13 protein-coding genes and 1 pseudogene are annotated in these 15,944 nt (G+C 41.2%); all 14 read right to left on the reverse strand.

Going from position 1 to position 15,944, the window contains the following annotated elements; all coding sequences use genetic code 11:
• Positions 1-233 (reverse strand): annotated as a pseudogene (locus D8847_RS04340) (site-specific DNA-methyltransferase); the annotation flags it as partial.
• Between the two features lie 158 nt (positions 234-391).
• Positions 392-988, reverse strand: coding sequence for an HAD family hydrolase (locus D8847_RS04345; RefSeq protein ID WP_125840733.1), 597 nt, complete (start codon positions 986-988; stop codon positions 392-394).
• A 59-nt stretch (positions 989-1,047) separates the two neighbouring features.
• Positions 1,048-1,458: a GNAT family N-acetyltransferase gene (locus D8847_RS04350; protein WP_125840734.1), complete on the reverse strand. Its 411-nt coding sequence runs from the start codon at positions 1,456-1,458 to the stop codon at positions 1,048-1,050.
• A gap of 101 nt (positions 1,459-1,559) precedes the next feature.
• Positions 1,560-2,924, reverse strand: a complete 1,365-nt coding sequence (locus D8847_RS04355; RefSeq protein WP_185757920.1) for an amino acid permease — start codon at positions 2,922-2,924, stop codon at positions 1,560-1,562.
• Between the two features lie 76 nt (positions 2,925-3,000).
• Positions 3,001-3,483, reverse strand: coding sequence for a transcription elongation factor GreA (greA, locus tag D8847_RS04360; RefSeq protein WP_000818765.1), 483 nt, complete (start codon positions 3,481-3,483; stop codon positions 3,001-3,003).
• A gap of 61 nt (positions 3,484-3,544) precedes the next feature.
• Entirely contained in the window at positions 3,545-5,296 is a 1,752-nt protein-coding gene (mltG, locus tag D8847_RS04365) for an endolytic transglycosylase MltG (RefSeq protein ID WP_125840735.1), read from the reverse strand.
• A gap of 90 nt (positions 5,297-5,386) precedes the next feature.
• Positions 5,387-5,875 (reverse strand): GNAT family N-acetyltransferase, encoded by a 489-nt coding sequence (locus tag D8847_RS04370; RefSeq protein WP_125840736.1) that lies wholly within the window; start codon positions 5,873-5,875, stop codon positions 5,387-5,389.
• Positions 5,872-6,339, reverse strand: coding sequence for a GNAT family N-acetyltransferase (locus D8847_RS04375; protein WP_125840737.1), 468 nt, complete (start codon positions 6,337-6,339; stop codon positions 5,872-5,874). Before D8847_RS04375 ends, D8847_RS04370 begins: the two co-directional genes overlap by 4 nt.
• A gap of 9 nt (positions 6,340-6,348) precedes the next feature.
• Complete coding sequence (murC, locus tag D8847_RS04380; RefSeq protein WP_125397806.1) at positions 6,349-7,683, reverse strand: UDP-N-acetylmuramate--L-alanine ligase; 1,335 nt, start codon at positions 7,681-7,683, stop codon at positions 6,349-6,351.
• A gap of 11 nt (positions 7,684-7,694) precedes the next feature.
• On the reverse strand, positions 7,695-8,306 hold the full coding sequence (locus D8847_RS04385) for a cystathionine gamma-synthase (protein WP_125840738.1): 612 nt from the start codon (positions 8,304-8,306) through the stop codon (positions 7,695-7,697).
• Between the two features lie 47 nt (positions 8,307-8,353).
• A complete protein-coding gene (locus D8847_RS04390) occupies positions 8,354-11,449 on the reverse strand; it encodes a DEAD/DEAH box helicase (RefSeq protein WP_125840739.1) in 3,096 nt (1,031 codons plus the stop codon).
• 92 nt (positions 11,450-11,541) lie between these two features.
• Entirely contained in the window at positions 11,542-12,708 is a 1,167-nt protein-coding gene (locus D8847_RS04395; protein ID WP_125840740.1) for a MalY/PatB family protein, read from the reverse strand.
• Between the two features lie 7 nt (positions 12,709-12,715).
• A complete protein-coding gene (locus D8847_RS04400) occupies positions 12,716-13,810 on the reverse strand; it encodes a cystathionine gamma-synthase (RefSeq protein WP_125840741.1) in 1,095 nt (364 codons plus the stop codon).
• A gap of 146 nt (positions 13,811-13,956) precedes the next feature.
• Positions 13,957-15,915, reverse strand: a complete 1,959-nt coding sequence (locus tag D8847_RS04405) for a peptide ABC transporter substrate-binding protein (protein ID WP_125840742.1) — start codon at positions 15,913-15,915, stop codon at positions 13,957-13,959.
• Between the last annotated feature and the right edge of the window lie 29 nt (positions 15,916-15,944).

The following is a 15,944-nucleotide window of genomic DNA, read 5'->3' on the forward strand; positions in this document are numbered from 1 at the left end:
AGGTTATTCTTTTCGCCCTCTACTAGTGTTGTTCCAGAACCATGAAAAGGATCAAGAATATTTGTAATAGATGAATCTTCACTTTTAATTAGTTTAATTAATTCATATTGCATATCAGGAACCATCGTAGCTGGATAAGCACTAATTNTATGTATACCTGAAGCAGTTACATTTTTAAAGTCCCAGTAATCAATTTCTTTTTCTTTTATTTTATCTACTAAATTCGACTTCAATAATTTAGCCCCCGACTAATATTTTTCTATTATGCACCCTAAGTATAGCATAGAATTTTTTGAACGTAAAGAAATAATATAATTAATCTGTTAAGGAAAATTAAATGGCTTTCTATTAACAAAAAACTCTCTACCACAAAAAATAGAGAGTGTTGTGTTTAAATATAGGATTTCAAAATATCAACGACATCACTTCTTTTCTTGACCTGATAGGCCTTGATGCCCAATTTCTGAGCTGCGATTGTATTGTCCTCAATATCGTCTAGAAAGACACAATTTGCGGGATCTAGCTGATATTTTTCGAGAATCCCCTTAAACATTGCCAAATCAGGCTTTATAGCTTTTATATCACAGGATAAGACAAAGCCATCTAAAAGTTCTTTTAAAGGAGATAGTTGCTCTTCCAGCAAGTCATAAAATACCTTTGAGGTATTGGACAAGACAAAGATGCGATGCCCCTTTTTCTTTAGTTCTGACAAGACAGGAAAGACTTCCCTATAAATGTCAATGTAGCTAGGCCAATTCCAGATAACTTCTTCGACCTTCTTTTGATAGGTCCTGCCAATCATTGACACAACTTTAAGCACCAACTCTTCTCTCGTCATGGTTCCAAGATCTAATCTTTCCCAAAGTCCCGACTGAAAAATGGCCTTATCTAAAACCAAATATCCTTCCTTCGTATCCGAAACACCTTGTAAAATTTTATCCTTGTTCCATTCTAATAAAACGTTGCCCATATCTAGTATGATATCCATTAGCCCACCTCCATAGTGATGTGAAGATTTCCTCTTTGCTTTATACTTTCATATTCAGCTTACAAATCCTTTTGGTAATAGTATCTTTGTCCTGTATAGGGATAGTCTTGCAAGGTAAAGACTTCCTTGTAGCCATGTCTTTTATAAAAATCTGGCGCCTGAAACTGGTAAGTATTGACAAAAGCAAAACGACAGTTTCGATTCTTAGCTTCACTTTCTGCCTGTTGCAATAGTTTTGAACCGATTCCCTGTTCTCGCAATTCCTCTTTCACAAACAAATACTCGATTTCCAACCAATTTCCGAAAGTCTCAGCTACTAAGCCCGCCATGAGATTGCCCTTTTCATCTTCAACATAAAGGTTCAGGGGCTCGCTTTCAGCCTCTTCTCTTTTGGAACGATTATAAGCACGAATCAAATTTCCTATTTCTTGCGCTTTCTGGGACGCTTTATTTTCCAATCTAACGTGCATCCAAACCTCCTAATAAACTGCTACAGCTTGATTATAATCTTATTTCAATAGACTGTCAAACTAGAAAAAAACTCACCAAGCTGAGTTGATGAGTTCATAAGTTATTTTCTAAATTTCCACTGACTATAAATTCCGAAACCGATAATCCAGATAGCTGAACCAATTGCTCCCATAAAGGTAGATTCTTGTAAAAAGAGGGTTACAAAGACAAAGATAAAGAAGAGCATGGTTAAAGGATTTAGAAAACGATAATGGGGCATGAGGTAGCCATCCGCCATGAAGTCTTGTGACTTGCGGTATTTGAGATGAGCCACCATGATCAAGATATAAATCGCGATGTAAACACCTGATGAAGACGCCGTAATCAAAGCAAAGGCATCGGAAACACCTGGCAAAACATTGATAAAGGCAGCCAGAGCAATTAAGATTGCTGAAGCAATAATAGCATTTTGTGGAACATTATGGCGAGAAAGAGTATCTGCCTTGATCGCTTTTAAGAAGCGATTGGGTGAATCATGGGCAATCTGGTAGAGGTGTCGCCCTGTTGAATAGAGGGTCGAATTAAGAGCAGATGCGGCCGACGTCAAAACGACGAAGTTAATCAGAGCTGCCGCCCACTTGATACCTGCTAGCTCAAAAACCGTTACAAATGGTGAATCTGAAGAAGCAAGTTCTCTCCAGGGAATAATAGACATAATGGCTAATAGAGCACNACCATAGAAGAAGACAATTCGGAGAGGAATTTCTTTAACTGCTTTTGGCAAAACCTGACGAGGATTCTTCGTTTCAGAGGTTGTCACTCCGATAAATTCAATCATCAGATAGGCAAAAAATACCATTTGAAAGGCCATGACAAAGTTCATGACTCCATTTGGGAAAAGAGAGAATTGATTGCTGATATTTGCCAGACTTGCGGCACCATATGGTGTTTCAAATCCTGTCAAGACCATAAAGACCCCTGTTGCAATCATAGCTAAAATAGCCACAATCTTAACCATAGCAAACCAAAACTCGACTTCTCCAAAGAGCTTAACCGCAATCAGATTGACCAAAGCCAAAATCGTTAAAAAAACAATCTGAATCAACCAACTAGGCCAAGAAGGAAACCAAAACTGAACATAATGCGAAATCGCAGTGATTTCTGCCATACCGATAAAGACAACAGACAACCAATAAGACCAAACAGAGAAATACCCCCAGCCTTTCCCCAAATGACGGGTGATAAAGTTGATAAAAGTATGTTGTTCTGGATCCTGATATAGCATCTCCCCAACAGCCCTCATCATCAAAAACATAAAGGCTCCTGNAATCATGTAAATCAGGATGATAGAAGGTCCAGTAAGGCTGATAGAACGACCAGCACCTAGGAAAAGTCCTGTTCCGATTGTCCCCGCAATGGCCATCACCTGAACATGGCGATTGGTTAAACCACGCTCCATTTTATTTTTTTTCTTATTTGAATTCATATAGTCTCCTATTTATTCAAAAAATCAAAAAGGAGTTGAGCAAGTCAAGACCTCCACTACTCCGTTTTCATTCTATTTAGGCTGTTTTTTCAACCTTTAAGATTTTGACATCATAACTACCAACTGGTGTTTCAATCGTTGCAGTATCACCAGTCTTCTTGCCAATCAAAGCACGGCCAATCGGACTTTCATTTGATACTTTACCAGCAAAAGCATCTGCACCTGCAGAACCAACGATGATGTAGACCTCTTCTTCGTCTTCACCGACTTCTTGGATTGTTACTGTCTTACCGATTGCTACCTCATCTTGGGCAACCGCATCGCTATTGACAATTTCAGCATAGCGAATTTTTGTTTCTAGACTTGAAATTTGACCTTCAACAAAAGCTTGTTCATCTTTTGCTGCTTCATATTCACTATTTTCTGAAAGGTCTCCATAGGAACGAGCAATCTTGATACGCTCTACGACTTCGGGACGTCGAACGAGTTTCAACTCCTCTAATTCTTTTTCTAGTTTTTCCTTTTCTTCAAGGGTCATTGGGTAAGTTTTTTCTGCCATTTTTTCAACTTTCTTTTCTATTACTTTTTTAAAACAAAATTATGTGGAAAACCACATAATTTTAGTTTGAACTACTTGATTGTGTTAATTTACTATTGATATGTTCTGCAACGTTTTGGTCATGCTCTTCTTTTGTCGTTGCAAAGTACACTTTACCGTCTTCAACATTAGCTACAAAGTATAAGTACTCACTCTTTGTCTGATTTACACTTGCTTCAATAGCATCGAGGCTTGGACTATCAACTGGGCCGGGCATGAGGCCAAGATGTGTATAAACATTATAAGGTGAATCAATCGTAGTATCAATTGCAGTATCATCAGCCAAGCTAATCTTTTGGCCAAGTTTTCCTTCAGCATACAAGATAGCAATGTTGCTTTGAAGTGGCATACCAAGATTCAAGCGGTTATAGAAGACTCCCGCAATCAATTTACGATCTTCGGTCTTAGCACCCTCTTTTTCGACAAGAGAAGCAATACTGAGCAATTCATTAACTGTCAGATTCTTTTCTTTGATCGTAGTGTAATACGGTGACATGGCCTTGTCCATAGCTGCTAACATATCATCAATCAAGCTTTCAACTGTGGTGCTGTCTTTGATAGTGTAGGTTGCTGGGAAAAGGTAACCTTCAAGGCGATAACGAACGCCACTGTCTTTTGTTGGAAGACTTCCAAGAAGGTTTGGATACTTGGCTACTAGTTGGGAGATGAAGGTTTCATCTTGAGCTTTTGCCATGAAAGCATCCGCTGTAAGAGGTTCTTTAAAATCACCTTGGAGTTGACCTACTGTCTGAGCAATTTGCTCTAAGGTATAACCTTCCGGAATAGTTAAGTTTGCAAGCACTGGTTCTTGAGGTTCAGGAGTTCCACCTTTTTGCAATTCTTGAATCAAGTCATCCGTACTCATGCTCTTCTTCAAATTGTAATAACCTGACTTCAAGTCTGAACCCTTATACTTAGCATAAATACTAAAGATAAGTCCATGTTTGACCAAACCAGATTTTTCCAAAGTGCTCCCAATTTGTTGCACATTTGATCCTTCTGGAATTTGAACTGTCATATACTCCTTAGAGCTCGCATCAACAGGTTTCAAAGAGTCTTGAACATAACCGTACCCAAAGTATCCACCAGCAGCCACAAGCACCAAGATGACTAAAAAGGTTACTAGAAAACCTTTGGCTTTTGATTTTTTCTTTTTCTTGGTTGGTTTTTTACCTTTACGGCGACGGTTACGACGTGATTCCTCCGTTAATCTGTCTGAGGATCCAGTTGAAGCTAGCGCTTCAGCTTTATTCTCAGAAGAAGCAACTGATGTATTGGCCTCTTCTGTCTTATAAGTCACATCTATCTTGGTCGGAGTATCGTTAAATTCTTTTTCTTCAGGTTCAAGTTCAACTGGTTCCACCTTAGGTTGAACGGACTCCACTACAGGTTCTTCAGCTGGATGAATCGGTTCTACTAGAGGTTCTTCAGATTCTACAACTTCAATCTTGTCAATGACAGGCTGTCTAATCTCTTTATCCTCTTTTTCATCCGTTTTATCAGCTTCAGCACTCGAAAGTGGAGGAACACTCGGCGCATTCTTTAGAATTTTATCGACAACAGATAGGGAATCAGCCATCAACTCTTCTGTTGAAGCATCAGATTCAGGATTTGCAGGAGTTACTGAACTAGCTTGAGATGATGAAGCTGTCAGATTTGGAATGTCTACTTCTTTCTCTTTTCTATCTTGTTCTTTTACTCTCTCTAAATCACGTAGAATCTGCTCTTTAAAGCTTAATTTTTCTTCTTCTCTTGATTTTTCAGTCAAAAGCATTACCTCCTTGTTGACAATCCATAATATTATATCTTAAAAGTTACAGAAAAGCAACAAAACATCCCTTTCTATAGCTATGATTCTCATTTTTCAAGGTTGCCAAACCATATCATACCAACTTTCACCCGCAAAGCTTGACTGGGATACCCCCTCGTTAACAAAGCCATTTTTTTCATAATAAGGGATGAGATAGTCATGACAGGTCAAATTAATACCTTCTCGTTCATGTTCTAAAGCAACTTCTTTCAGAGCCCTTAACAGTCTTTTCCCCACGCCCAAGGCTTGTGCCTCCTTAGCTATGGAGAGACAGGTCACAGAGATATAACCTCCAGGTCGATGGCTATAGTCTTTTATCTCTTCTGTAAAGGACTGATCTTGTAGATGACGATGTGGGACGACTGGACCTTCGATATACCCAAGGATACGTCCCTCCTTTTCGGCTACGAGAAAACTGGTCTGAATTTCACGTAAGTGCGCCTCAAAGACCGCACGAGGAATGGCTTCTTCAAGGGAGAAATTCTCCAGCTCTATCTCTAAAATTTGATCTAAATCCGAAAATCTTGCTTGTCTGATTTTCATACTTCCTCCTGATAAAAAGGATTGGCCCAAATCAGATTCCATCCCGAAAATCTTGCGCATGAAGCTTCTGGCACTTCTTCCTCAACAAAGTCATTCATCTCAAAATAAGAGAGCAAGTCATCAGGACAAGTCAAACGAAGATACTCATCCCCCCCTTCCACTGCCACTTGTTTCAAGCTAGCAAGAAGAAGGGTCCCCAAGCCTTGCCCGCGATGGTCAGGATGAATAGCAAATGATTTTATTTCTATCCATGTGGGATGAAGATACTGAGATTCTCCTAAAATATAGCCTAGGAGCTGATTTTCATCCCCAGCTACAAGAAAGGTACCCGCAGTCTTGCGGATACTCTCTTCTAAGGATTGGCGACTAAATGCCTCTTCTGATGTAGGATTGGCTTCTTCAATCGCCAACATTTCTTCTAAATCTGATAAGGTAGCTTGCCTTATTATGATTGGAATTTCCATCTGTTTTCCTTATTGGACGTTGCTTGTCAAGTTAGACAAGAGACGTTCAAATGAATATTCATAGGTTTGGATGTCTCCAGCCCCCATAAAGACATAAACAGCATTGTCATGGTCTAGGAGTGGAGAAACATTTTCAACAGTGATAACCTGGTGTTTCTTGTTAATTTTATTGGCTAAGTCTTCTACTTTGACATCACCATGGTCCACCTCACGGGCTGATCCATAGATTTGCGCTAAGTAGACGGCGTCTGCTTGATTCAATGCATGGGCAAATTCGTCCAACAAGGCAATGGTTCTTGTAAAGGTATGCGGTTGGAAGATTGCCACGATTTCCTTGCTTGGATATTTTTGACGAGCTGCATCCAAGGTTGCAATGATTTCTGTTGGATGGTGGGCAAAGTCATCAATGATCACTGTATCATTAACGATTTTCTCAGTGAAACGACGCTTAACACCTGCAAAAGTTTTCAAGTGTTCACGGACCAAGTTTAAATCAAAACCTGCTGTGTAAAGAAGGCCAATAACAGCTGTCGCATTCATGATATTGTGACGGCCAAAGGTCGGGATATGGAATTGACCCAATTCTTGTCCACGAAAGTGAACGGTGAAGGTCGAACCAGTTGTTGAACGAAGGAGATCGCTAGCTACAAAGTCATTGCTCTCAGCTTCAAAACCATAGTAATAGATTGGAGCATTGGCTGTAATCTTACGCAACTCAGCATCCTCACCATATACAAACAAACCTTTGGTAATTTGTTTGGCATAGTCGTTAAAGGCATTGAAAACATCCTCTAGACTTGTAAAGTAGTCTGGATGGTCAAAGTCAATGTTGGTGATGATAGAGTATTCTGGGTGGTAAGGCATGAAGTGACGCTCATATTCGTCTGATTCAAAGACGAAATATTTGGCATTGGCTGAGCCGCGACCTGTCCCGTCTCCGATCAAAAAGCTGGTGTCTGTGATGTGAGACAAGACGTGTGACAGCATACCTGTTGTTGAAGTTTTTCCATGAGCTCCTGCCACTCCCATGCTGACAAAGTCGCGCATAAAGCTACCGAGGAATTCGTGGTAACGTTTGTAGCTGATACCATTTTGATCTGCATAGGCGATTTCAACGTTATTATCTGGACGGAAGGCATTCCCCGCGATAATCTCTACATCACCTTGTAGGTTTTTTTCATCAAAAGGAAGAATCGCAATCCCTGCCTGCTCTAGTCCACGTTGAGTAAAGTAATATTTTTCAACGTCTGAACCTTGAACCTTATGTCCCATTTGGTGCAACATCAAGGCCAAGGCACTCATCCCTGATCCCTTGATTCCAATAAAATGATATGTTTTTGACATGCTTTTCTCCCCTACTCAGTAATTCTTGTCAGATTCAACTCTTGGGCAACCTGACGTTCCTGTTCTGTTTGCTTATTCTTTTTATTATATATTTGACTCTTCTTTAGAAAATCATAGTTGTTCTTTTTAGCTTTTTCCGTTTGGGTTTTTGGAGTTGGATTCACCACTTGGCCAACCTCCTCAGCTAAGATATAGTGAGACTGGCTCAAGTTTTTACTAAATTTGGCAAACTCACCTGGATTTTCCTTTTGAAATGGTGCTGTTGGTTGGTTTCCTTGACGAACAAGTGTTGAACCATTGTGTCGTCTGGTATGACTAACATCCTGAGTCAAATACTTGGCTGAACGTTTCTTCTTCAAATCCGCACGCGCCTCTTCTCGAGCCAATTCAGCATACGTTTTTTCAACCTTTTTAGATTCTGGGCTCGGCTTTGACTCCTTATTAACCACTGGAGAAACTACGGTTGCTTCCTCATTGATAGGTGACCATTCCAAATAGTTCTTATCACGGTAATCACCTTTGATATTGCTAATAAAGTCTGACTCATCGTACAAGTCCATGACTGGCATTTTGGTCAGCATGATCTCATCATCTGACACCAATGGAAATCGATCTTGTTTCATTTTGTATTTCCTTTCAACACTTCATTATAGCGTATTGTCTTGATTTTTCAAGTGCTGGCTTCAGAAATTCCCAAAATTTCACGAATTTCTGCCAGACTGAGACTCGCACGCGACTCCGTACCATCTAAAACTTGGGAAACCAAATGTTTCTTTTGTTCTTGAAGTTCTTGGATTTTTTCTTCAATGGTTCCCTTAGTAATCAAACGATAGACCTCGACCANCTGCTCCTGTCCCATGCGGTGGGCTCGTCCGATAGCCTGGGCTTCGACAGCGGGATTCCACCAGAGGTCAACCAAAATAACCGTATCAGCTCCCGTTAGATTGAGACCAACACCACCCGCCTTAAGGGAGATGAGAAAAGCATCTCTCTCCCCTTGGTTAAAGGCCTTAGTCATCTCCTGTCTGTCTTGAGCAGGAGTTGAACCTGTGATTTTGAAGGAGGTCAAGCCCAAGTCTGGGAGTTCTTGCTCGATTCTTTCCAACATTCCTTTGAACTGGGAGAAAATCAAGACCCGATGCCCACCAGCAGCCACTTGTAGCAATAAATCTCGGAGACTATCCAATTTACCACTAGCTCCTTGGTAATCGTCCATAAAGAGAGCTGGCGTATCGCAGATCTGACGCAAACGCATGAGACCAGATAAAATTTCTACCCGACTTCTCTGGAATTCTTGATCGGTCACTTGCGCTAGGCGGTCTCGCATCTGTTGCAACTGGGCTAGATAGATAGCCTTCTGTTGGTCTTCCAGTTCATTTTTATAGACGACTTCGATCAGATCAGGCAGTTCTGTAAGAACTTCTTCTTTCTTACGCCTCATGACGAAGGGTTTGATAAACTGCGCGACTCGCTCAGCCGGTAATTTCATAAACTCCTTTTTACTTGGCAAGAGCCCCGGAAGCACAATTTGAAAGATAGACCACAACTCTCCTAAATGGTTTTCAATGGGCGTACCTGACAAAGCAAAGACTGCTGGCACCACAAACTGGCGCAAACTCTGAGCAATCTTAGTCTGGGCATTTTTCATGACCTGGGCCTCATCTAAGAAGAGAAAATCAAAAGCCATCTCTTGATAAAGCTCGCTGTCTTGACGAAAGGTTGCATAGCTAGTCACATAGATTTGGTGATTTTCAGAAAGAATCGCTTCTCGATTCGCTTTCAAACCATGAACGACAGCCAAATCCAACTGTGGGGCAAATTTCCTGAATTCATCTGCCCAATTGTAGATTAAACCTGACGGAGCCAAAATCAAGACCCGACTATCTTCTGTCACCTGACTGGTCAAAAAAGCAATAGTTTGCAGTGTTTTTCCCAGTCCCATATCATCGGCTAGGATGCCACCAAAGCCATAGTGATGAAGCATCTGGAGCCAACGGACACCCTTTTCCTGATAGTCTCTCAAACTCGCCTGCACCCGTATATCTCCCAAAGGAAAATCCTCTGGATGGGTCAAATCATGAGCTAAATGCTGAAATTCTTCCGAGAAGGAAATCCTGTCTCGACCTTCAAAAAGCTGAGACAGACTGTAAGCCAGAGATTTTCGAGCTTTGAAAGAACCATCTTTTAGCTCAACCCCCAGTTCCTGCAAATTTTGACGAATCTGCTTGGTTTCCTCATCAAAAAAGTACACTTGGTCAGAAGGACTAATATAGAAATCCTGATTGCTGGTCAGGGCTTTAAGAGCTTGGTCAATCTCTTCTTGGGCAATCCCTTGGAAATCAAATTGGATTTCCAATAATCCTCCCTTGGACTCAATCTGAACCTGAGGAGATTGGACGCTGTAGAGCTGATTCATATCATCAGACAAGAAAACCTGACCCAACTTCTCAAAAGCTGGAATCGTACGGTGAAAGAAAGAATAAACTGCCTCTGGCTTCAAAGCCTGTCTCCAAGACTGAAAATCAACCTCAAAACCAGCCCCTAAACAGACTTGAAATAGCTGGTTTTCCAAGACGGCATCGCTTGAAAATGGTAATTGTTCCAGCTGTTGGCGACTAGTCACCTTAACATCTCCATAGTCAAACTGGATATCCAAACGGATGCGGCCGTCATCCTCCCTATCAAAGTAAAAGATTGGTGAAAAGGATCGTATTTGTAAGCGCTCAGGAGCAGAAACTGTTCCTAGCTGTCCAAACAAAGGCAGACAGGCGGCTAGGCGGTCACGATCACTGTTGTCAAACTGGAGGCATTTTCTCCCTCTTTCCTCCTGAGGAAGCTCCTTGATTTCCTTTAGTAGGCTGATTTGTTTAGGATTTAAGAGATAAAGATTCCCCTTACGAAATAGAACTGCTCCCCCATAGAATACGTTGACTCGCTCACTTTCAGAAATCTCCATCTCAAAATAATCAGGATACTCCTGCACGGAAAAAGAGAACAGTTCTGCATCTGGATCTAAATCATGAAAGAGAAGATTTTCATAACTAGTAATCTGATGTTCGAAATGAAAATCTTCCAAATTCATCAGCAACTCCACTCCCTGTTCAAAAAAGCTCAGAGGGAAAAAGAGGTGACGACCTTGATTGGGGAAAAAGAGGTCTTGACTCAGTCCCTCCTCAATCAAGCCACATAAAAAAGTAAGAACTTCTTGACTAGCTGTATCAAAAGCATCCCAAGACAAGTCATTTTCATGGTGTTTCCCAATCATATATGGCTTTCGATGGACCAAGACCTTCAAAAAGAGAGGGATGTCACGAATGACATAATATTTTTGACTATCAACTAAACCGATTCGGAGAGTCCAAAGGAGGCGATTGGTTCCAGCTTCTACCTGACCTTGAGCCGATAAAGTGTAGATTTTCTCTCGTTTCTGAGGTTGAATACGCTCCAAAAAACTACCACCAAAACTAACCTTGGTTTCGACCTCTTCTTGCTCTTCATGTCCTTTTTCTAAGGCTTGTAAAATCACCTGGCCTTCTTCATCGTTCTTCAGATAATGCTCAAGCGCTGCGAGGTGAACACAGTATCCTCTTTTTTGGAAAAAATCGCAAGCACAAAAAACAAGATCATCCTCTAAACTGTAGCGCAAGTCTTCTCCCGCCACACGAGTATAGAGGCGATTCCCTTTTTCCTTGATAATCTCAATCTTGCCTGTCTCATAGAGAGTAACACCCTCCATGCGCAACTTTCCTGGAATCAATTTAGCCATAGTTACCCCTTTATCTTATCTTTTCATTATACCACATTTTCCCCTATGAAAATAGCCTTCTAGGAAGACTTTTCTCCTAGAAGGCTGGATTTTTAAAGTGTAGCAAAAGTGGTCACGATGCGTTGGCAAACCTCTTCCAGTACTGACTTCGGCATAGCCACATTGAGGCGGGCATGAAGAGCTCCCTCCTCCCCAAAGTCCAAACCTCGGTTCAAGATAACCTTGGCTTCATTTCTCAAAAGCTCTTGCAAACGGTCATCCGTTAGGTCATAGGCTGAAAAATCAAGCCAGATCAAGTAGGTACCTTGCGGTTTCATGACCTTAATCTTGGTTTCGTTGCCCAAAACATCCACTACATAGTTAATGTGGTCCTCGATAACTTCTTTTAGTTCTCCTAACCAGTCCTTACCATAACGGTAGGCAGCTTCTGTCGCCAAATACCCCAATCCTGAGATTTCATGCTGGTTATTGGCCAACTGACGTTTTTGGAAAGCCACACGAAGCTTTGGATTTTCAATAACTGCATAGGAATTTTTGGTCCCAGCAATATTAAATGTTTTAGTGGCACTACTCAAAATAAGGGCAAAGTCTTTAAAAGCGGGATCAATGGTGTTGAATGACTGGTGTTTGTGACCAAAGAGGGCCAAATCTTGGTGAATCTCATCTGAAACCAACAAAACATCGTGTTTTTGGCAGAGATGACCAATCTTTTCTAACACTTCCTTTTCCCAAACACGTCCACCAGGATTGTGAGGATTGCAAAGAATATAGAGTTTGACAGCATTCTCCACCAAGTCTTTCTCCAATTGCTCAAAGTCAATCTCAAACACTCCATCCTTTTCCACCAAAGAATTGGTAATCAATCTGCGGTTATTCAACTTGACACTGCGAGCAAAAGGCGGATATACCGGTGTGTTAATCAGAACAGCCTCTCCTTCTTTTGTAAAGGCTTGAATGGCTGTTGAGATGGCCGGTACCACTCCCTCGATAAAGACGAGGGCATCCTTATCAAAGTGATAGCCATGTTGTGTGGCTTCCCAGTCCTGAACCGACTGAATCAAAGCATCACTAGCATAAGTATAGCCATAGACCAACTGATCTGCGTAGGCTTGTACAGCTCGTCGAACCTCAGGCAAAACCACAAAGTCCATATCTGCTATCCAGGCTGGTAGAACTTCTCGGTCAGCTTCTGCTTCTTTCCATTTATAGGTATGATGCCCAAAACGATTGGGCAGGCTTGTAAAATCATATTTTCCCATATCTATCTTATCCTTCCAAAGCATGGCGCAAGTCCGCAATCAAATCTCTAGCATCTTCAATCCCAATTGACAAGCGCAGGAGGTCATCTGTTAAGCCATAGGAATGGCGCACTTCTGCTGGAATATCCGCATGAGTCTGAGTTGTCGGATAGGTGATCAGACTTTCTACCCCACCCAAACTTTCCGCAAATGAAAAGACCTTGAGACTATTCAAAATATGAGGAATACGTTTTTCATCCACTACTTTAAAGGAAATCATACCCCCGCGTCCAGTATAGAGCACTTCCTTGACAGCAGGTGAATCCTTCAAAAAAGTAACCACTTCTTGGGCGTTGGCTGTCGAACGCTCCATACGCAGAGACAAGGTCTTAAGACCACGAATTAACTGATAACTATCAAACGGTGACAAGACTGCACCTGTCGTATTCAAATTGTAGAACAGTTGCTCATATAGTTCTAAACTATTAGTCACAACCACCCCAGCTAAGACATCATTGTGCCCTGCTAGATACTTGGTGGCAGAATGAAGAACGATATCCGCACCATCTTCAATCGGACGTTGGTAAATCGGACTGTAGAAGGTATTGTCCACCACTACCTTGGCACCCTTGGCATGAGCTAGTTTGGCTAGTTTTGCAATATCAAATTCCAACATCAAGGGATTGGTTGGCGTTTCGATATAGAGAACATCCACATCCTTTTCTAACTCAGTAATCAGCTCTTCTTCTGTATTGGCATAGGCAAAATGTAACCGGCCTTCTTGCTCCACTTGGTTGAACCAACGGAAAGAACCCCCATAAAGATCGCGCACAGCCAAGACTTTACTTCCTACTGGAAAAATACTAAAAGCCAGTACAATCGCAGCCATACCTGAGCTCGTTGCTAGGGCATAGTCCGCTGACTCAATAGCTGCCAAGACCTCCTCCGCCTTACTGCGAGTTGGGTTTTTAGTACGGGTATAGTCAAATCCAGTAGACTGGCCGAACTCTGGATGCTGATAAGTTGTTGAAAAATGAAGTGGCGTCACCAAGGCACCTGTTGCCTTATCTGACTTGATTCCCGCCTGGGCCAAAATTGTGTTGATGTGTAGTTCTTTGCTCATACAGTACCTCCAAATCTATAGTAACTATTGTACCACTTATTTTCACTAACTCATTTTCTTCTTTTCAAGAGCTAGTTATAGTTTCAAACTATATAAAAACGATAGCTTCCTTGAGAAACTATCGTTTTTCCTGTTGAATAGACTGGTTATTTAACGTGTTTTGCCAGTTCTTCTTGGGCTTTTTTATTTGATTCTTCTTTTTCTTTCAACCATTTTTCTTTCGCTTTTTCATACTCATCAGTCGTTACAGTCTTATCTTGCAACTTGAGGTATTTGTATGATTCGACACCCTTATTTCCAGCTTGTGAGAATGGTGATGAGAATGGAACTGTCTTTCTCAAGGTCGGTGTTCCACCCTGAGAAACGTTTGGAATTGCAAGGGCGCTATCAACGAGCCAAGCTTGAATTTCAGCATATTTTTCATAACGTTTTGCTGGATCTTGCTCCTTGTTCGCTTCTTCTAACATTTGAGTGTAAGTATCCAGACCAACTGCCTTAGCCTTGTCATTGACCTCACCTGGTTCTAGACCAATGTTTTGCAACATACCACCNTTATTGACATTNAAGATATCAAGATAACTTGATGGATCCAAGTAGTCCGCACTCCAACCGCCATTATAGATATCAAAGTCTTTTTGAGCTGCAGTTTGAGCGAGGTAGCTAGAGTTGTCAAAGTCATCTGTTGATAGCTGTTGGATATCGATAACCACATTCTCAGCTCCTAGAACAGATTCGATGGATTGTTTCAAAGAACTTGCTTCAAGTACACCTTTTTTAGCTGATTGGTCAACTGTTACATCCAAGTGGATTGGGAATTGCACACCTTTAGCTTCCAATTCTTTCTTAGCTTCTGCAAATTTAGCCTTAGCCTTGTCAGGATTGTAGTATGGATCTTGCGCATCTGCAAAGTTGATTCCTTGCCATTCTTGGCCATAGTTGACCATCTTTTCTGAAACAACATCGCCAAAGTCTTTTCCGTTGATACTTACAAACGTAGGAGGTACAACCAAGTTACGAATAATCTTTGTTGCTCCTTCTTCCCCTTGAGATTGTGCTCCATAGGCTGTACGGTTATAAGCATAGTTGAAGGCTTGACGGAAGTTTTTATTCAGAACTGCTTCTTGGGTTGATTTCTTTTCGATATCTGATGTTTTAGACGTGAAGTTATAAGATTTTCTGTCCAAGTTGAAGTTCAAGTAATAAGAAGTTGCGTTTTGCATACTATAGATGATGTTATCCTTGTTCTTCTCTTTAATGCCTTCAAAGCTTGAGCTATTTGGGTAGAGAAGTGCGTAGCTGTATACTCCTTCTACGAAGTTACGAGCTAGGGCATCCTGGTCACTACCGTCATAGTAGGTCAATTTCACATCGTCCACAAAGACATTTTTAGCATCCCAGTAATTTGGATTTTTCTTGTATTCGATAACAGATTTTGAAACAAACGATTTCATCAAGAAAGGTCCACTGTACAAAATGCTAGAAGGATCTACCTTACCAAAATCATCCCCTTTTGATTTTAGGAAGTCTGCATTGACAGGGAAGAGAATGGTTGAAGTTGTTTTAGAATTCCAATAAGGTTCAGGACGTGTCAAAGTATACTGAACTGTTTGGTCATCAATAGCCTTAACACCGACTGTTGAAAAGTCAGTTGTTTTCCCGTTGATATAGTCATCCAAACCTGCTACAGAGTCTTGAACCAGGTACAAGGCTTCGGATTTTTTATCAGCAGCATATTTCAAACCTGTCACAAAGTCTTGGGCCGTTACAGGGGCGTATTCTTCACCCTCATAAGTATACCATTTTGCATCCTTACGCAATTTGTAAGTATAGGTCAAACCGTCCTGAGAAACAGTCCAATCCTCTGCCAATGATGGAACATAGTTACCGTATTGGTCATTTTCCATCAACCCATCCACCAAATTGGTCACGATGTCATTGGTTGTTGCACGGTTTTCTGCAAGATAGTTCAAACTAGATGGATCGTTCGAATAAACATAGTTATATGTTTTAGTAGCGCTACTTGAATTTCCACATGCGCTCAGTAAGATACCTGCGCTTAACACGACACTTGCAAGTGTCAGATACTTGGCCTTAGACTTTTTCATTTCCAGAACCTCCTGTTTAAAAGTTTTGT

The sequence above is a fragment of the Streptococcus mitis genome, assembly GCF_003942795.1.
Taxonomy (GTDB): domain Bacteria; phylum Bacillota; class Bacilli; order Lactobacillales; family Streptococcaceae; genus Streptococcus; species Streptococcus mitis_BJ.